Origin of the sequence: Paraburkholderia sp. EG287B (genome assembly GCF_040965595.1) — a bacterium.
GTDB lineage: Bacteria > Pseudomonadota > Gammaproteobacteria > Burkholderiales > Burkholderiaceae > Paraburkholderia.
This window is the reverse complement of sequence record NZ_JBFRCG010000037.1, coordinates 19,278-36,454: the sequence shown is the minus strand read 5'-3', so window position 1 is coordinate 36,454 and position 17,177 is coordinate 19,278. Positions and strand designations below refer to the sequence as shown.

The 17,177-nt window shown below is 61.3% G+C and carries 16 protein-coding genes; 6 read left to right on the top strand and 10 right to left on the bottom strand.

Going from position 1 to position 17,177, the window contains the following annotated elements; translation table 11 throughout:
• The first annotated feature begins 35 nt into the window (after window positions 1-35).
• Window positions 36-962: a pyridoxal-phosphate dependent enzyme gene (locus AB4Y40_RS40400; protein ID WP_368692616.1), complete on the top strand. Its 927-nt coding sequence runs from the start codon at window positions 36-38 to the stop codon at window positions 960-962.
• A 361-nt stretch (window positions 963-1,323) separates the two neighbouring features.
• Here AB4Y40_RS40400 and AB4Y40_RS40395 read toward each other — a convergent pair whose 3' ends face one another.
• From AB4Y40_RS40395 to AB4Y40_RS40385, 3 genes are all read right to left on the bottom strand, one after another.
• The gene (locus tag AB4Y40_RS40395) at window positions 1,324-1,434 is read right to left on the bottom strand and encodes a hypothetical protein (RefSeq protein ID WP_368692615.1); all 111 of its coding nucleotides are present in this window, start codon (window positions 1,432-1,434) and stop codon (window positions 1,324-1,326) included.
• Between the two features lie 117 nt (window positions 1,435-1,551).
• Complete coding sequence (locus AB4Y40_RS40390; RefSeq protein ID WP_368692614.1) at window positions 1,552-1,749, bottom strand: hypothetical protein; 198 nt, start codon at window positions 1,747-1,749, stop codon at window positions 1,552-1,554.
• A 371-nt stretch (window positions 1,750-2,120) separates the two neighbouring features.
• Window positions 2,121-2,873, bottom strand: a complete 753-nt coding sequence (locus tag AB4Y40_RS40385; RefSeq protein ID WP_368692613.1) for an SDR family NAD(P)-dependent oxidoreductase — start codon at window positions 2,871-2,873, stop codon at window positions 2,121-2,123.
• A gap of 119 nt (window positions 2,874-2,992) precedes the next feature.
• Here AB4Y40_RS40385 and AB4Y40_RS40380 point away from each other — a divergent pair, with 119 nt between their 5' ends.
• Together AB4Y40_RS40380 and AB4Y40_RS40375 are read left to right on the top strand one after the other, a co-directional pair.
• On the top strand, window positions 2,993-3,592 hold the full coding sequence (locus AB4Y40_RS40380) for a TetR/AcrR family transcriptional regulator (RefSeq protein WP_368692612.1): 600 nt from the start codon (window positions 2,993-2,995) through the stop codon (window positions 3,590-3,592).
• A 747-nt stretch (window positions 3,593-4,339) separates the two neighbouring features.
• The gene (locus AB4Y40_RS40375) at window positions 4,340-5,512 is read left to right on the top strand and encodes a branched-chain amino acid ABC transporter substrate-binding protein (RefSeq protein WP_368692611.1); all 1,173 of its coding nucleotides are present in this window, start codon (window positions 4,340-4,342) and stop codon (window positions 5,510-5,512) included.
• A gap of 124 nt (window positions 5,513-5,636) precedes the next feature.
• Here the strand turns inward: AB4Y40_RS40375 and AB4Y40_RS40370 are convergent, their stop codons facing one another.
• From AB4Y40_RS40370 to AB4Y40_RS40340, 7 genes are all read right to left on the bottom strand, one after another.
• Complete coding sequence (locus AB4Y40_RS40370) at window positions 5,637-6,389, bottom strand: FadR/GntR family transcriptional regulator (protein ID WP_368692610.1); 753 nt, start codon at window positions 6,387-6,389, stop codon at window positions 5,637-5,639.
• Between the two features lie 178 nt (window positions 6,390-6,567).
• On the bottom strand, window positions 6,568-7,320 hold the full coding sequence (locus tag AB4Y40_RS40365; RefSeq protein ID WP_368692609.1) for an SDR family NAD(P)-dependent oxidoreductase: 753 nt from the start codon (window positions 7,318-7,320) through the stop codon (window positions 6,568-6,570).
• Window positions 7,321-7,352: 32 nt separating this feature from the next.
• The gene (locus tag AB4Y40_RS40360) at window positions 7,353-8,093 is read right to left on the bottom strand and encodes an SDR family oxidoreductase (RefSeq protein ID WP_368692608.1); all 741 of its coding nucleotides are present in this window, start codon (window positions 8,091-8,093) and stop codon (window positions 7,353-7,355) included.
• Window positions 8,094-8,126: 33 nt separating this feature from the next.
• A complete protein-coding gene (locus tag AB4Y40_RS40355) occupies window positions 8,127-9,323 on the bottom strand; it encodes an NAD(P)/FAD-dependent oxidoreductase (RefSeq protein WP_368692607.1) in 1,197 nt (398 codons plus the stop codon).
• A 38-nt stretch (window positions 9,324-9,361) separates the two neighbouring features.
• Complete coding sequence (locus tag AB4Y40_RS40350; protein WP_368692606.1) at window positions 9,362-10,192, bottom strand: NAD-dependent epimerase/dehydratase family protein; 831 nt, start codon at window positions 10,190-10,192, stop codon at window positions 9,362-9,364.
• 10 nt (window positions 10,193-10,202) lie between these two features.
• Complete coding sequence (locus AB4Y40_RS40345) at window positions 10,203-11,885, bottom strand: hydantoinase B/oxoprolinase family protein (protein ID WP_368692605.1); 1,683 nt, start codon at window positions 11,883-11,885, stop codon at window positions 10,203-10,205.
• Window positions 11,886-11,888: 3 nt separating this feature from the next.
• Window positions 11,889-14,000, bottom strand: coding sequence for a hydantoinase/oxoprolinase family protein (locus AB4Y40_RS40340; protein WP_368692604.1), 2,112 nt, complete (start codon window positions 13,998-14,000; stop codon window positions 11,889-11,891).
• 514 nt (window positions 14,001-14,514) lie between these two features.
• Between AB4Y40_RS40340 and AB4Y40_RS40335 the strand changes: the two genes are divergently transcribed.
• From AB4Y40_RS40335 to AB4Y40_RS40325, 3 genes are all read left to right on the top strand, one after another.
• Complete coding sequence (locus AB4Y40_RS40335; protein ID WP_368692628.1) at window positions 14,515-15,264, top strand: electron transfer flavoprotein subunit beta/FixA family protein; 750 nt, start codon at window positions 14,515-14,517, stop codon at window positions 15,262-15,264.
• A 23-nt stretch (window positions 15,265-15,287) separates the two neighbouring features.
• Window positions 15,288-16,232, top strand: a complete 945-nt coding sequence (locus tag AB4Y40_RS40330; RefSeq protein WP_368692627.1) for an electron transfer flavoprotein subunit alpha/FixB family protein — start codon at window positions 15,288-15,290, stop codon at window positions 16,230-16,232.
• Window positions 16,233-16,310: 78 nt separating this feature from the next.
• A complete protein-coding gene (locus AB4Y40_RS40325; protein WP_324161257.1) occupies window positions 16,311-17,093 on the top strand; it encodes a class II aldolase/adducin family protein in 783 nt (260 codons plus the stop codon).
• Window positions 17,094-17,177: the final 84 nt, after the last annotated feature.

Genomic DNA, 17,177 nt, shown 5'->3' with positions numbered 1-17,177 from the left:
TGTTGTCGCAGTCGCAACCCCGAAAGTCCATCGCCATGAAACTGCACTTTGAAACCCCATTGATGGAGTCTCGTCCCTTGAGCGTCATTACGGGCCATTCCGTATGGCTTAAGCTCGACGCCCTGCAACCGTCCGGATCCTTCAAGATCCGGGGCATCGGCCACGCTTGCACGGTCTACAAGAGTCAGGGAGCTCAACGCTTTGTATCGTCCTCTGGGGGCAATGCCGGTCTTGCCGTTGCTTACGCGGGACGCCGTCTGGGCATCCCTGTAGTGGTGGTGGTGCCGGAAACGACCACAGAGCGCGCCAAGGAATTGCTCCGCCAGGAGGATGCTGAGGTCGCGGTGCACGGCAACTCGTGGCAAGAGGCAAATCAGTTCGCGCAAACATTATTGGGGACGACGGATGCTTTTCTGCATCCTTTCGACGACCCGCTGCTTTGGCACGGACATGCCTCAATGATTGACGAAGTTGCCCGAGCAGAATTCAAACCGGACGCCGTACTGCTTTCGGTTGGAGGAGGCGGTTTGCTTTCCGGTGTGGTAGAAGGCCTGCAGCGCAATTATTGGCACGATGTGCCGGTCCTAGCTGTCGAGACCGAGGGCGCCGCTTCGTTTCATGCAGCCGTTGAGGCCGCTCATCCAGTGGAATTGGAGCGCATTTCTAGCGTTGCCACTTCACTCGGCGCCAAGCAAGTGTGTGAACAGGCATTTCATTGTGCACATGAACACCCTGTGCGTAGCCTCGTTGTGTCGGACCACAACGCCGTCGTTGCCTGCGAGCAGTTTCTCGCGGATCATCGCATTTTGATTGAACCGGCCTGCGGCGCAGCACTCTCCATCGTTTACGACAGGAATCCGGCGTTGGCCGACTACAACAGAATTCTGGTTATCGTATGCGGTGGTGCCACGGCAACAATCGATCAGATACGTGCCTGGGCAGATCAACTAAACGCCAAGTAGTGGCGTGCCGAGGATTTGGCCGCGCTGCGCAGGCGCTCCTCGCTGCGCAGCGAGCGTATGGCCGCGATCGATCAGCGCGACTGTTCCTTCGGCCGACAGTTCAAGGTGTGCCTTTGATTTTCGTGCAGGGTTCCGGCCAGACGGACCCAAGTGTGGCGGGGGTTTGCCTTGCGGTCCTTATTAAATTGTCTTTCGAATCAAGCATCTGCTAACTCCCTGCTGCACGCGACTGATCGGAAGGGATCCGATGCCTCGCGTTCTTGCCTTCGGTATTGCCGACGGGCGCGCCGAGGCATCTGTGCAGGCTGGTCACGAAGAAATCGCATCAGAGCACACAAACGCTGACGGGCAACTGCGCGAATCATTGTGCCGCGTCAACGATGGTCACGATGCCGCACTGTCGCGCGAGCGCGGTAAGGTGCGCGATAGGCAGCACGCTGCCTGTCCGGTGAATCATGTGCGTCAGGTGCATGATGCTCCTGGCGGGACGAGTCGCGGATGAATACGCTGCGACGATGGCTTCATCGCTTGCCACTAGATCGAACGTCACCCGTTCGACGACGATGCGCTACCGCATTTCGCGTTGCTGTCAAACTGCCAATGCACTCGGATAGCCCCGGGGCGACATAAGCGCGCGGTCGTCGGCCGACAACGGGATGCCGGAGATTGCAACGCTGAGTCCTTCGCTCGCATTGCGATTCGGTGCGATTTCGTCGGCGGAGCAATCGGCACGCGTCGCCAACTGCCGCTTGATGTTCGGAAGCCGCGCATCGAGGCCGCTGCGCATGTTGACGTCCGGATTTTTGCCGACGAAACGGTATGCGTCGATGACCGCCTGCTCGACGACGAGCGAGGGGCGGACTTACGGCTGCGTTGTTTAGCGGGATATGACTCGCGCGAGTTTGTCGCCGATTGACTTCGACGCTTGTTTCGCAGGAGATACGGTCGAGCATGCCTCGCTCGGTTCCAAGTTCGATGCGGCTCGCAATTGCAAGCCGAAGACAAATTTTCGAGGCAACAGGCAGCCTGCATAGTCATGGTGGCTCAGCAAGCCACACGAACACCGGGCCTTTAGCAGCGCTGCCGCTAGCGACTCACATGCTCGCTGTCGCGCTTCTTAATCGAGTGTGACAGCGAGCAATATATACGCCCGTCGTCTCACCAGGGAAGGCGGCCGGCGGCGTTGGTGAAAGTTCCCGTCGGGCCGCTTGCGTCAAGCAGGGCGAGGCGAACGGGTTCTCGTGCGGCATCCTCGACCGATCCGGCGCCAGGAGCATAGTTGCTCAGATCCGTTGCGGTGAACCCCGGACAGACCGCATTGACCTTGATGCTGGTTCCCTCCAGTTCAATGGCAAACGCTTGCGTCACCGCATTGAGTGCTGTTTTCGACGCTTGATAAACCCCAACGTACTGTCGCGAGTAATCCGACGGGTTGTCCTTTAGCGTGAGAGAGCCACCTGCGCTCGAAACGTTGACAATGCGGCCGGCCGGTGCTTTTCGAAGAAGCGGCAGCAGCGCCTGCGTGACTGCGACGACCCCAAACACATTGGTCTCAAACACGATGCGCATATCGTCGACTGACACACGGCTCACCTTGTCACCCTCTCTCATCTGTTCGACAGACGTCCCCGGCTTGATCGGACGTGAGATCCCCGCGTTGTTGACGAGCACATCGAGACGTCCCAACGTGCCCTCGATCTGCCTCGCCGCGGCGACAATCGACGCCTGATCCGTCACATCGAGCTGGATGGCCTGCGCGGCTGCTCCAACGCTGTTCGCTGCCGCGACGCCCAGGTCCAGCTTGCGTGCCCCGACGAGTACCGTGAAGCCTTCCGAAGCAAGTTCTTTCGCAATCTGAAGACCGATTCCCTTGTTTGCCCCGGTAACGAGTGCCACGGGTTTGCTGTGCATGTTTGCTCCGTTCAATGTGATGGGCGAGAGCAAGTCGCTTACGGTAGAATCAAAAGCGGAACTTCGCTCCGGTTACGGACTATACGGAACCACGTTCCGGTTAGCAAGGAAAAAATGAATTGAGCATCAAGACGAACAAGCCCATCAGCAAAGCCGCACCGCGTTCCGTGCGCGCTGACGCGCAGCGGAACATTGATACGCTCCTGCGAACGGCACTGGCGGTTTTCGAATCTTCGGGGATCGATGCACCGGTGCGCGAGATCGCGCAAAAGGCGGGAGTAGGCATCGGCACGATTTATCGTCACTTTCCGCAGCGCTCTGACCTCGTCGTGGCGGCGCTGTGCAGCGAAGTGGATGCCTGCGCGGATGCGGGCGTTGAGCTTGCCGCCACGCTCGATGCCGGCGAGGCATTGGTGGGATGGATCGGACGCTACGTGGACTTCGTGACGACGAGGCGAGGGCTTGCGGCCGCCCTGAATTCGGGCGACCCGGCCTTCAAGGCCTTGCCAACGTATTTCCTCGAGCGGCTCCGCCCGGTCGTTCAGAGGCTCCTCGATGCCGCGACCGCTTCGGGCGACATTCGCAAAGGAATCCAGCCCGAGGAGCTTTTGTGCGCAGTAGCTGCCCTGTGCGCTCCGCTTGAATGTCCCGATCCCCCCGACGCCCGGAGGTTGGTGGCTCTGTTTGTCGACGGATTGCGCTATCGAGCCGGCCCATAGATTTCTATAACCCTGCAGAAGTGAAGCCGCGCGAAAAGGCCAAGGCTTCGACTTCGACACAACAGTCAGAGCGGCATGTGTGCGCTCGCGGATGAAATGACATCCGAATGCTCAACCTAACGTCACGACGAACGACTATTTTTGTTGTGCATGCGTAAGCTGGGCGTGGCGTAGTGGCGTTTCCACGGTAACGCGGGGCCGGTTACCTGGTGGTGGTCGTGGCTGCCCATTCGTCGGCACGTAGCAGGTCGCGATTCTGATGCCATGCCACGTCCCTTTGCCGTGACCCGGCTGCCAACTAAAGTAGACTGTCCGTATTGACGGCAGCAGGTGTTTGATTGGAAAGGAAATTCATACAGGGCCACAAGGCAGGCCCGTACCAGACTTGGGTGTGCCTAACGGGAAACCTGCACGAAAATCAAATGCCCTCCGATGGTGATCTGCGGCTCCACGTTCGGGATTCAATCAACATTTAGTTGGTGCCTGCAGATTCCGTGGGTGAGCAGGCGGGATGTCGACACCCATGAAATCCCTGGTGAGCGGGCGCTTTTTGACCGATTGACATATGACGTCTCACCTAATACCTTGACGACTAAGCCGACTCGATGACGGCGGTCGCCGCAGGCCTCGCGCTTCTCTGGAAGGTCAGCGCACGTCCAGGTCATCGGGAGCTGGCGAGCCGGTTTTGTCTGGCAAAAGCGGTTCGACCGAATAGTTCTCCCTGACCACAACACGTTGAGGTTTCCCATGAAAGTACCGTTTGCATACAAGCGCGTCGCGCTCGCCGTTTCCGTGGCGGCGGGCGCCGCGTCGTTCAGCGCAGCCGCCTTCGCCGGCGACGTCGTGATCGGCTTCGCCGCGCCGCTGACCGGCGGATCGGCGCACTACGGCATCGATCTGAAGCGCGGCGCGGAACTGGCGCTCGACGACGCCAATGCACAGAAGCTCGTCATCGGCGGCCAGCCCGTCCATTTCGTGCTCGATGCGGAAGACGATCAGGCCGACCCGCGCGTGGGCTCGCAGGTGGCGCAAAAGATGGTGGACGCGAAGGTGGCCGGCGTGGTGGGGCACTTCAATTCGGGCACCACGATCCCGGCTTCGCGCATCTACAACTCAGCGGGCATTCCGATGGTTTCGCCCACGGCGACCAACCCCACACTGACCTCGCAGGGTTTCGGCAACGTCTTTCGCGTGGTGAACTCGGACGCGCAGATGGGTCAACTGGCGGGCCACTCGGCGGTGGAGGCGCTCAAGGGCAAGAGCATCGCCGTGATCGACGACCGGACGGCATTCGGCCAGGGCATGTCCGACGAGTTCGTCAAAGGCGTGACACAGGCGGGCGGCAAGATCGTGGACCGCGAATTTGCCACGGACAAGGCCGTCGACTTCAAGGCGCAGTTGACCCGCATGAAGTCATTCAATCCCGACGTGGTGTTCTGGGGTGGCCTCGATCAGCAGGCGGGCATGCTCGTCAAACAGATGCGCCAGCTGGGCATGCGCGCGACCTTGCTGGGCGGCGGCAGCTTCGAGAATGAGACCTTCCTGAATGTCGCCGGCGAGAGCGCGAACGGTGCGGTGTCGTGGGACTACGGCGTGCCGCTGTCGAAAATGAAGCAAGGCAAGGATTTCGACAGCAAGATGAAGGCGAAGTACGGCGAAGGCGTCGTCGCCTATGCGCCCGCGGCGTATGACGCGACATGGGTGCTCGTCAATGCGATGAAGAAGGCGAATTCGACCGACCCGAAGGTCTACGGCCCGTTCATCAAGTCGGTCGCGTTCACGGGTATTTCGGGCAACATTGCCTTCATGCCGAACGGCGATATGAAAGACCCGGCTGCGACGTTCTACAAGGTGATCGACGGGAAGTGGGTGCCGCAGGCGGTCGCGTACGGCGAAAAGGTCTCGGCGCTGCAGAACTGATTGCGTAGCGGGTGTCGCGCCTGATTATCGTCTGATTAATCAGGAATGCAGATAAAAACTCGACACCGCTTCGCTATCGATCCAACTGCCGCATGTGCGCGGAGCGTTCGTTCCGCGCACATCTTTACTCGACGCGCGTACTCGACAGATTGTGGTACCGCTCGAGGCTTTCATTCAGATGGCGGCGCATGGCGCGACGCGCGGCCGCCACGTCCTGCTTTTCGATGGCGTCGAGAATATCCGCATGTTCGCGCTGGATGCGCCGGATATAGGTCTTGCGCTCCTTCGCATTCGCTTTCGCATGTTTGAGGCGCAGGTCGATGGTGATTTCCTGACCCAGCGTGCGCAATATAGACGTAAAATGCGGGTTCTCCGAGCACGTCGCGACGGCGAGGTGGAATTCGAAATCGGCACGCGCGCATTCGGCGTCGTCTTCCACTGAGACGATTTCCATGCGTGCATAGACTTCCTTGAGCGCGCGCAGGTGCGCTTCGGACCGGCGCTCCGCCGCGTAGGCCGCGGATTCCGTTTCCACGCCAATGCGCAATTCGAGCACGTGCATCGAATTGTTGAGCGTGGTTCCGTCGATGAAATCCGGGCTCGCGGGCTGATTCGTGGCTTCGGAAACGAACACGCCCACGCCGTGCCGCGCAATCAACCGGCGGCCGAGCTTGAGCGAGGCAACGGCTTCCCGTACCACGGTGCGGCTCACGCCGAATTCTTCGCACAATTCCGGCTCGGTCGGCAACTTGCCGCCCGGCGGGTATTCGCCCCGGTCGATCTTGTCGTTCAGTGCCTGGATGACGAGTTCAGTCAGGCTGCGCCGCTTGCCGGAACTCGCGGCATTCTTCAGTAGGGTTTCAGCGTCCAGAGTCATCCCGAGTGCTCCACACCGGATCAGGAGAGCGCTGCAATTCACGGATGCAGACGTACCGCGTGGCGCGGCAGTTGCTAGTCGCGTCTGACCTGCGCCGTATGACATACTATGACTGTAACACAGTCCGGCGCAGGCCCCTCCCGCCGGCCATTGCGGCCGAAGCGGGGATTGATTTTCATCAAGCGTAGATATAGCCGCCGCTGACGATCACGTTCTCACCGGTCGCGTAGGTGTTGCGCTCGCTGGCCATCATGACGACCCACTGTGCGATCTCTTCGGGTTCGGCGGCACGGCCCAGCGGATTGGCGCTCGCGAGTTCGCCGAGGAAGCCGAGCTTCTTCGCGCGGTCCGTCGCGAATCCCGCCGGCGCGACCGAGTTCACGAGAATGCCGTCCTTCGCGACTTCCTGCGCGAACGACTTCGTGAGGCTCACGACCGCGGCTTTGGTCGCCGCATAATGCGCGTTTTGCGGGTGCGCCTTGAACGCGTCCACGGACGTGATGTTCACGATGCGTCCGGCAACGTGCGCTTCGACCTTCGGGCGGCTTCGCATGTGCTCGATAGCCGCGACCATCATGTGGTACGTGCCTTTGATGTTGACCGCGTTCTCCAGGTCCCACTCGTCGTCGCTGATTTCGAGAATAGGGCGGCGCGGATAGATCGCCGCGCTGTTGACGAGGCAATCCACGCGCCCGAGCGCGTCCAGCGCCTTGGCGAAGACGGCGTGCGCGGATTCCTTGCGCGTGATATCGCCTTCGGCGCCGAACACCGTATGGCCTTGCGCCTTCAAGGTGCCCACGGTTTCCTCGAGCAACGGGCCGTTCTTGTCGATCAGCGCGATGCTGTGCGCGCCATCGGCGAGCATCAGTTTGGCGACAGAAAGGCCGAGACCCGAGGCGCCGCCGACGATCACCACTCGTTGATTTTTCATGATGCGTAGATATCCGGTTTTGAAGCAGGGTTTCAGTCGACCGTGACGATTTGCGAGCCGCCGGCTGCCTGGTCGGTGGGGAAGACTTCCATGCGCGAAACGTCTACCGCTTCGGGCAGGGCGAGCGCCGTCGCGATCAGTTCCGCGATGTTTTCGGGCTGAATCGAACGGTAGGCTTCGTAGAGCTTTTCGTTTGCGCCTTGCTCGCCGAGCGCCGTGCGATAGAGATTCGTCTGCACGCGGCCCGGCGCGATTTCGGTGACGCGCACTTTCGTGCCGAGCAGGTCGCAGCGCAGCGAATCGCAGAACATGCTCACGGCGGCTTTGGTCGCGCCGTAAACAGCGGTGTTCGGATGCGGAAAACGGCCCGCGCTCGAACCGATGAAAAACAGATGGCCGCGCTTGCGCCGCACCATGCCATCGAGCGCGAGTTGCGCGATATGCAGCGGCGCACGCAGATTAATATCGATCATGTTGTCGATATCGGCCGGGGTAGTTTCGCCGAACTTCGCGATAGCCGGCAGCAGCCCGGCATTGTTCACGACGACGTCGATCGCTTCACGCCCGAACAATTCGCGCAGTGGCGCGATATCGTGCAGATCGACAGCGAGAGGCGTGACGCCGCATGCGCTCGCGAGCGCGTCGAGCGCCTTCGCGTCACGGCCTAGCGCGTAGACCTTCATGCCGACTTTGACGAGCCGCTCGGCGATCGCGCGGCCAATGCCGCTCGATGCCCCGGTAATCAACGCGGTTTGATACGAATGGGAACTCATGTCAAAAGCCTTCGTGGAAGAATGGAGAGGGCATCAGATCACGCCCTCTTCGAGAAACGGCTTGTTCTCGACCACGCGCGCATAACCGAGCGGCGTGAGATCGAGCGAGCGATAGCCGCCGTACACGATCAGTTCGCTCAGACCGCGTCCGACCGCGGGCGACTGCTGCAGGCCGTGGCCGCTGAAGCCATTCGCAAAGAGGAAATTCGTCACCTCGGGATGCGGCCCGACGATCGCATTGTGATCGAGCATGCAGAAGTCGTAGTGACCGGCCCACGAATTCACGACCTTGATCGCCTCGAATGCGGGAATGCGTTCCGCGAGTGCGGGCCAGATGACTTCTTCGAATTCCGCATGAATCACGTCGAAGTCGTTGACGTCCGCGAGCGGGTCCGGGTCGGGGTAGCAGCCGGTGAGGTAGTACTTGCCTTCGGGGCGGAAGAAGATGCCGGTCGTGTCGATGGTGAGCGGCACGACGCCTTCCAGCGGCGTGCGGCAGTCGAACACGAACAAGCAGCGCTTGCGCGGCTCGACGGGAATGTCCAGCCCTACAAGGCGCGCCATTGCCGGGCCGCAGGTGCCCGCGGCGTTGACCATCAGGCCGCAGCCGATCGTCTCGCCGCTCTTGAGCACCACGCCCGTGATGGTCGAGCCTTCGCGCAACACGTCGACCACTTCGTTTTCGATGTATTCGATGCCGAGCGAACGCGCCTTGCGGCGCATGCCTTGCAGCAGGCCGTAGCTGTCGAACCAGCCTTCACCCGACTGGCCGTAGACACCGTTGACGAGCCCTTCGGTGTTGAGCCACGGAAAGCGGGCTTTCAGCTGGTCCGGATCGAGCAGCACCACGTCGGCGCCGCATGACTGCTGTGTGGCGCAATTGCGCTCGAACATCGGCGCGCCGTTCGCATCGCCGAGATACAGGTAGCCGTTTTCCTTGAAGCCGAGTTCGGGCGCATCGCCATTCACGGCCACGCGCGCATGAAAGTCGCGGATGAACTCCGTGCCGAACTGCGAGATCTGGATGTTCAGCGGATTCGAGAATTGATGCCGGATCGACGCGCTCGACAACGCGGTCGCCGACTTCGCATAAGTCCAGTCGCGTTCGATCACGAGAACCGAGCCGTTGAAGTCGGGATTCTCCGCGAGGAAATACGCAGTCGCGCTTCCAACGACTGCGCCGCCCACGATCACCACGTCGTAGTGAGGCTTGAGTGCATGCTGTGCCATCTCGGTGTGTTCCAGATAGATCGTTGGGGAAGCGGGGCTCAGTTATCTTTCGGGTCTTCGAAGTGGCCGTCCGCCGCGAACTGGCCGCCTTGAAAGCGCACAGCCGGGTTGCGCGGATCGCCCACTTCCGTGTTCGCATAGACTTCGGCGCGATACGCATCGGCGGAATCCTTCGGGCGGTAACCGAGGTACGCGGCCTGCGTGTTGTCCCAGAAGTTCGCGCTGTTATTCGAGTTGCCGTACACGATCATATGGCCGACGCTCGGCGTCATGATCGACTGCACGCACAGGTGCGAGAAGTCGTCATACGAAAGCCACGTCGCGAGCATGCGGCGATCGACCGGCTTCGGAAAACACGAGCCGATGCGCAGACACACCGACTCGATGCCGAATTTGTCGAAGTAATAGCGCGAGAGATTTTCGACGAAGGTCTTGCTCACGCCATACAGGCTGTCCGGGCGCTGGGGCGAGTGCGCGTCGATCGTCTGCGTGCATTCGTAAAAGCCGATGGCGTGCACCGAACTCGCGTAGATCACGCGCTTCACACCGGCCTGGCGCGCGCCTTCGTAAATGTTGTAGCTGCCGACGATATTCGAGTCGAGAATGACCTGAAACGTGTTCTCGCGCGGCGCGCCGCCCATATGGATGACCATGTCCACGCCCTTGAGCATTTCGAACACGGCGTCGCGATCGGCGAGGTCGCAGATGAAGTGCTTTTCGTTCTCACGCACTTCTCCCAGCGACTGACGCGCATTGAGGCTCAGCGTTTCGGCATAGGGGCGCAGGCTTTCGCGCAGCACGGAGCCCAGCGCGCCGCCCGCGCCCGTGATCAGGATGTTCTTGAACGGCGGCTTGGTGATGTCGGTCATGCGTTGCTCCTTACTGTGGGTTCGACGCCGCGAGTGCGTCGAGCGTGAGGCCGTAATCGTCGCGCAATTGCGCTTCGGAGATGTATTCGTTGCGGATGTCGCGCAGCAGCGCTTCGCGATCGCGAAGCGCTGGCGCACCGACGCCGCCGCCGCCCGGCAGCGAGAGCGTGACGCGCTCGTGCTCGCCGACGAACTGCGTGCCTTTGCCCTTCATGCGCGTGCCGTCGGACAGCGTGACCTGTCCGGCCGCGCCTTCCTTGCCGCTCGAGCGGCCGCTCGCGGGATGATCGATACGATCGAACATTGCGTTGAAGCGGAACTGGTAGCCCTCGCGCGGACCGATTTCGACGATCTGGCCGAGGCCGCCGCGATGCTGACCGGCGCCGCCCGAGCCAGAGCGCATTTCCTTGCGCCAGACGACGATCGGACCGACCTGTTCGGTGGCTTCTACCGACATCGCGTGCACGCCGCTTGGAAACGCCGTAGCCGAAAGACCATCGAGTTCTGCGCGCGCACCAGTGCCGCCGCTGTTGAACATGAGGATTTCGCTGCCCTTGAGGCCCGAACCTTCCTGCGCGGCTCGCGCACTCACGTGCAGATTCCAGAGCGCGCCCGCGCCCTCGGCCGGCACACGATTCGGCAGGATCTTGTTCAGCGCGCCGAGGACCAGGTCCGGCACGAAGTGGCCGAGCACATGGCGCACGGCAACCGGGCTCGGCCGTTGCGCGTTGAGAATGCAGCCTTCAGGCGCCTGCACGCGGAAGGGTTCGAGCGAGGCTGCATTGTTCGGCACTTCTGGCGCGATGATGCACTTGAGGCCGTAGCATGCGTAAGCTTTCGCATACAGCAGCGGGACGTTGATGCCGAACGGGCTCGAAGGCGACGTGCCCGCGAAATCGGCGAGCAGATGATCGTCGGCGACCGTGAGCGTGACGTTGAGCTTCACCGGCGTATCGTAGCCGTCGAGCGTCATCTCGTTCGTCTGCGTTTGCTTAGGCAGCGCGGCAATGCGTTCGAGCGTCGCTTCGCGGCTGCGGGCAAGAATGAATTCGCCGATCCCTTCCACGTCCTTGAGCTCGAACTCCTTGAGCATTTCGATCAGGCGCTTGTGGCCGGTCTCGTTGCACGAGGCGAGGGCGTAGAGATCGCCGACGACCTTGTCGGCTTCGCGCACGTTGTTGCGCAGGATGTTCACGAGATCGCGATTCACTTCGCCGCGCTCGATCAGTTTCATGATCGGCACGAACAGACCTTCTTCGTAGATCTCACGCGAGTCGGGACCGAAGCCGCGCCCGCCGATATCCACGACGTGCGCGGTGCTTGCGAAATAGCCGATCAGTTCGCCATTGTGGAAAGAGGGCGAAACCACAGTGAAATCGTGCAGGTGGCCGGTGCCTTTCCACGGGTCGTTCGTGAGGTACACGTCGCCCTCGTACATGCGCTCGACGCCGATGTCTTTCATGAAATGCTCGACGGCTTCGGCCATCGTATTCACGTGGCCGGGCGTGCCGGTGACGGCCTGCGCGAGCATGCGGCCGCGCTGGTCGAAAATGCCCGCTGATAGATCGCCCGCTTCGCGCACGCTGGTGCTGAACGCGGTGCGGATGAGCGCCATGGCCTGTTCTTCCACGACGGAAATCAGGCGGTTCCACATGACCTGCATGTGGATCGTATCGAGATTGCTGAGCGACATGCTTTACTCCTGATTGGCCTTGGCGGCATTCAGTTCTTTGGCGACGACGAGCAGGCAGCCATCGGGCTGAACCATGGCGTCGAAGGAGGAGGTGACGAGCGTCGACGTTTCCGGCTCGACGATGATCGCCGGACCTGTGACGCTCTCGCCGACCTTCAGCGTTGCGCGCTCGACGATAGCTGCTTCAACGAAGCGATGCAGTGCGGCGTCGAAGATCTTGCGCGTCTTCGGCGGCACGACGGCGTCGCGCGACGTGAGCAGCTTCAGGCGCTCCACGGGCGGCAGCGGGGAGCTGGCCTTCACTGCCCAGCTGACGATTTCGATATCGAGGCCGTCGATCGGGCGGCCGAAATATTGCGTGTAGGCGCGCGTGAACGCTTGCGTGAATGCGTCGCGATCTTCGGCGGTGAACTTGCGCCAGGGGAACGCCACGGGAATTTCCCAGCCCTGGCCGACATAGCGCATGAACGCCTTCACCTCGACTTCGGGCTCGGCGTCGCCCGAACCCTGGCGCGCGAAGCGCAGGGCTTCCTCGCTCAGTTCACCGACGATGTCGTTGAGCACCGCAGCGTCGAAGTCGTTGAAGCGCATGGTTGCACTGCGCACGCTTTCGTAGCCGAAGGGCGCGCGCAGGAAGCCGATGGCGGATCCCACGCCGGCACCCGGCGGCACGATGAACTTCTTGATGCCGCTCTTTTCGCACAGACGCGCGGCGTGCAGCGGACCCGCGCCGCCGAACGTGATCATCGTGTAGTCGCCGATGTCCTTTCCGCTTTCCACGGCATGCACGCGCGCCGCATTGCTCATGTTCTCGTCCACGACTTCGGCGACGCCATACGCCGTTTCATCGGGACTCAGATGGATCGCGCCGCCGACCTGTTCGACCATCGCGCTCGCTGCCTTGTCGGTGGAGAGCACGATGGTGCCGCCCGCAAAATTCGCGGGATCGAGGCGGCCGAGCAGCAGGTCGGCGTCGGTCACGGTGGGCTGCACGCCGCCGCGCTGATAGCACGCGGGGCCAGGCTCCGAAGCCGCGCTATGCGGGCCCACGCGGATCTGCCGCATCACGTCGAGCGAAGCGATCGAGCCGCCACCCGCGCCGATTTCCACCATCTCCACGACGGGAATCGAGATCGGCATGCCGCTGCCTTTCTTGAAGCGATAGGTGCGCGCGACTTCGAACGTGTTGGCCGTCTTCGGTGTGAGGTCGTCGATCAGGCAGATCTTGGCCGTGGTGCCGCCCATGTCGAACGAGAGCACCGTGTTGAGATCGTAGCGTGCTGCGATATGCGCCGCGAAGATCGCGCCGCCCGCAGGACCCGATTCGACGAGGCGCACCGGAAACTCCGACGCGCTTTCGATCGAGACGATGCCGCCGCCCGAGTGAATGATGAAGATGGGGCAAACGGCGCCCGCCGCGCGCACCTCGCCGACCAGGCGGTCGAGATACGACTTCATGATCGGGCGAACGTAGGCGTTCGCGCAAACGGTGTTGAAGCGCTCGAACTCGCGGATCTGCGGCGACACTTCGCTGGAGATCGACACCGACACGTGCGGCAGACGCTTTTCGAGTGCGTCGCGCATCATGCGCTCGTGCACGCCGTTCACGTACGCGTGAATGAAGCCGACTGCGACGCTTTCATAACCGCGTTGCTCGATGCGAGCCGCGATGGCATCGATCTGCGCTTCGGTGGGGGCGAGCAGCACGCCGCCTTGCGCGTCGATCCGCTCGGCGAGCGTGAAGCGATCACAGCGCTCGATGAGCGGCGGCGGCAGCTTGATGTTCAGATCGTACTGTTCGAAGCGGTTTTCCGTACGCATCTCGATGGTGTCGCGGAAGCCCTCCGTGGTAATGAAGGCCGTCTTCGCGCCGCGGCGCTCGATGAGTGCGTTCGTCGCGAGTGTGGTGCCGTGAATGATGACGCCAATGTCCTGCAACCCGATGCCAGCCTTCGCGGCGACGATGTCCACGCCCTTGATGATTGCGCGCTCGGGCGCCGTGTAATCCGTGAGGACCTTGGTGGAAAAAAGCGCTCCACCCAGCTCCAGCGCGACATCGGTGAACGTTCCGCCGATATCCACACCTACCCGTGCCTTGTCGTGACTGGCCACCATGACTCTCCTGTTCAAAGCCTAAACGTATGCGGAATGCGTGTTCCGCGAACTGCTGTTGACGATCCTTGTGAGGGGGCGCTGGCGTGCGTGCCGCACCTCGATTTTCGCGTGCTCGTTGATGCGTGTCTGGCGTCTCCGAACGTTATTTTTTGCTCGTTGACATATGATGAGTGACGTCTTACAGTGCTGTCAACACGAACAAAAAGATTTTCATGTTTTACGGTTTCTTGCTGTGTCGCATAACTTCCGCAGATCATTGTTTTTTATAGATTATTTGTCGTGCGCCGGCACCGGGGAAGACTCGCTTTGACGGCGTTCTCGGCGTAAACACTGATAGGTTGTAGTCGCGTAAAAACTTAACTTTTCATGGAATTTTAAGGCGGACGGCGACACCACCTGTAGCAGTCGCGTGTTTCGATGAAAGATGCATGAATTAGGACAATGAAATATTCGTGTCGCCGCACCGTGTGTATCTTGCCGTCGACGTGAAAGGGTAGGACGAAAGGGAACAATGATGAAAGTTCTGGTAGCAGTGAAGCGGGTCGTTGACTACAACGTGAAGGTTCGTGTGAAGTCGGATGGCACGGGCGTCGACATCGCCAACGTGAAGATGTCGATGAACCCGTTCGACGAAATCGCCGTGGAAGAGGCGGTGCGTCTGAAAGAAGCGGGCGTGGCAACGGAAGTCATCGCCGTTTCGGCGGGCGTGACGCAAGCGCAGGAAACGCTGCGCACGGCGCTGGCCATCGGCGCGGATCGCGCGATCCTCATCGAGTCGAACGAAGACCTCCAGCCGCTGGCTGTGGCCAAGCTGCTGAAGGCGCTGGTCGACAAGGAACAGCCGCAACTGGTCATCCTCGGCAAGCAGGCCATCGACGACGATTCGAACCAGACCGGCCAGATGCTCGCTGCGCTGGCGAACCTGCCGCAGGCTACGTTCGCCTCGAAGGTGGTTGTTGCCGACGGCAAGGCTACTGTGTCGCGCGAAGTGGACGGCGGTGCGGAAACGCTGTCGCTCAAGCTGCCCGCGGTCGTGACGACGGACCTGCGCCTGAACGAGCCGCGCTACGTCACGCTGCCGAACATCATGAAGGCGAAGAAGAAGCCGCTGGAAATCGTGAAGCCGGAAGACCTGGGCGTCGATGTCACGCCGCGTCTGAAGACGCTGAAGGTTGCCGAGCCGCCGAAGCGTAGCGCAGGCGTGAAGGTGCCGGACGTGAAGACGCTGGTCGAGAAGCTGAAGACGGAAGCCAAGGTGCTGTAAGGGGAGCCAACAGAATGACGAATCTGGTGAGTTTGGTCATAGCCGAACACGACAATCAGTCGATCAAGGCCGCGACGCTGAACACGGTCGCAGCAGCACAGAAAATTGGCGGCGACGTGCACGTGCTGGTCGCGGGCCACAATGCGCAAGCCGCAGCGGATGCCGCCGCGAAGATCGCAGGCGTTGCGAAGGTGCTGCTGGCCGACGCGCCGCAACTCGAGCAGGGTCTCGCCGAGAACGTCGAAGCGACGGTCCTCGCGCTTGTGGGAAATGCGGCAAAGAACTACACGCACATCCTCGCGCCGGCAACGGCACCGGGCAAGAACGTCACGCCGCGTATCGCCGCGAAGCTCGACGTCGCGCAGATCAGCGACATTACCGCCGTGGATTCGCCGGACACGTTCGAGCGTCCGATCTACGCGGGCAATGCCATCGCGACAGTGCAATCGGTCGACCCGATCAAGGTCATCACCGTGCGTACGACGGCATTCGATGCAGTTGCTGCCGAAGGCGGCAGCGCAGCAGCCGAGAAGCTCGACGCGGCAGCGGACAGCGGCCTCACCCAGTTCGTCGGCCGTGAAGTGACGAAGCTCGACCGTCCGGAACTCACGAGCGCGAAGATCATCGTCTCGGGCGGCCGGGGTCTGGGCAGCGGCGAGAACTTCGCGTTGGTGCTGGAGCCGCTCGCGGACAAGCTCAACGCCGCACTTGGCGCATCGCGCGCAGCCGTCGATGCTGGCTATGTGCCGAACGATTATCAGGTCGGTCAGACTGGCAAGATCGTCGCGCCGCAACTGTACGTGGCAGTCGGCATCTCGGGCGCGATCCAGCATTTGGCCGGCATGAAGGACTCGAAGATCATCGTCGCGATCAACAAGGACGAAGAAGCGCCGATCTTCAGCGTGGCCGACTACGCTCTGGTGGACGATTTGTTCGGAGCCGTTCCCACCTTGACCTCGACTCTCTGACACATTCCCGCAAGGCTCGCCCGCGCGAGCCGACCGAAAGAAAACCGTTTTTACTCTTATCAGCGGAGCAATTCAAACATGATTTCGACGACCGATCCACACATCAATCGCAAACCCAGAAATATTTCGGATGCCGAATGGGATGCTCGCGTCCAGGTGGCGGCTGCGTATCGGCTGGCCGCGAAGTTCCAGCTCACCGATCTGATCTACACGCATATTTCCGCGCGCGTTCCGGGTACGCACGATCAGTTTCTCATCAACCCGCACGGCTGGTTCTTCGACGAGATCACCGCGTCTTCGCTGGTGAAGATCGATGTGAACGGAAATCCCGTCGACGACGACCGCTTCGAAGTCAACGCAGCGGGCTTCACCATTCACAGCGCGCTTCACCAGGCGCGTCACGATGTGGAGTGCGTGGTGCATTTGCATACGACCTACGGCATGGCAGTTGCCGCAATGGAATGCGGCCTGCTGCCGCTGAACCAGATCAGCATGCAGTTCTATAACCGGGTGGCGTACCACGAGTACGAGGGCATTTCGCTCGAACTCGACGAGCGCGAGCGCATCGTCAAGTCGATCGGCAAGCGCGACTATCTCATCCTGCGCAATCACGGTCTGCTGACGACTGGCCGCTCGGTCGCCGAAGCGTTTACACGCATGTTCTACCTGAACCGCGCTTGCGAGATTCAGGTCGCGACGCTGTCGGCCGGTCAAAAGGTCGTCATCCCATCGCCGGAAGTCTGTGAGCACGCGGCGAAACAGCACGACGACTACGCGTATCTCGACACCGTGCACCTGGACCGCGAATGGACGGCGCTGCTTCGTCTGCTGGATCGCGACGGCGCCAATTACCGCAGCTGATCGGCTGGTGGCCGCATCGGTCGGGCAATGGGGCGGGAATACGTCACGCCTCATTGCTCGGGCCGAAATCTGAATCACCTTTAA

Bases quoted from the DNA above. Each gene is read 5' to 3' on its own strand.
- AB4Y40_RS40400 (WP_368692616.1), top strand. From the start codon at position 36: ATGAAACTGCACTTTGAAACCCCATTGATGGAGTCTCGTCCCTTGAGC.
- AB4Y40_RS40395 (WP_368692615.1), bottom strand. From the start codon at position 1,434: ATGCACCTGACGCACATGATTCACCGGACAGGCAGCGTGCTGCCTATC.
- AB4Y40_RS40390 (WP_368692614.1), bottom strand. From the start codon at position 1,749: ATGCGCAGCGGCCTCGATGCGCGGCTTCCGAACATCAAGCGGCAGTTG.
- AB4Y40_RS40385 (WP_368692613.1), bottom strand. From the start codon at position 2,873: ATGCACAGCAAACCCGTGGCACTCGTTACCGGGGCAAACAAGGGAATC.
- AB4Y40_RS40375 (WP_368692611.1), top strand. From the start codon at position 4,340: ATGAAAGTACCGTTTGCATACAAGCGCGTCGCGCTCGCCGTTTCCGTG.
- AB4Y40_RS40370 (WP_368692610.1), bottom strand. From the start codon at position 6,389: ATGACTCTGGACGCTGAAACCCTACTGAAGAATGCCGCGAGTTCCGGC.
- AB4Y40_RS40365 (WP_368692609.1), bottom strand. From the start codon at position 7,320: ATGAAAAATCAACGAGTGGTGATCGTCGGCGGCGCCTCGGGTCTCGGC.
- AB4Y40_RS40360 (WP_368692608.1), bottom strand. From the start codon at position 8,093: ATGAGTTCCCATTCGTATCAAACCGCGTTGATTACCGGGGCATCGAGC.
- AB4Y40_RS40355 (WP_368692607.1), bottom strand. From the start codon at position 9,323: ATGGCACAGCATGCACTCAAGCCTCACTACGACGTGGTGATCGTGGGC.
- AB4Y40_RS40350 (WP_368692606.1), bottom strand. From the start codon at position 10,192: ATGACCGACATCACCAAGCCGCCGTTCAAGAACATCCTGATCACGGGC.
- AB4Y40_RS40345 (WP_368692605.1), bottom strand. From the start codon at position 11,885: ATGTCGCTCAGCAATCTCGATACGATCCACATGCAGGTCATGTGGAAC.
- AB4Y40_RS40340 (WP_368692604.1), bottom strand. From the start codon at position 14,000: ATGGTGGCCAGTCACGACAAGGCACGGGTAGGTGTGGATATCGGCGGA.
- AB4Y40_RS40335 (WP_368692628.1), top strand. From the start codon at position 14,515: ATGAAAGTTCTGGTAGCAGTGAAGCGGGTCGTTGACTACAACGTGAAG.
- AB4Y40_RS40325 (WP_324161257.1), top strand. From the start codon at position 16,311: ATGATTTCGACGACCGATCCACACATCAATCGCAAACCCAGAAATATT.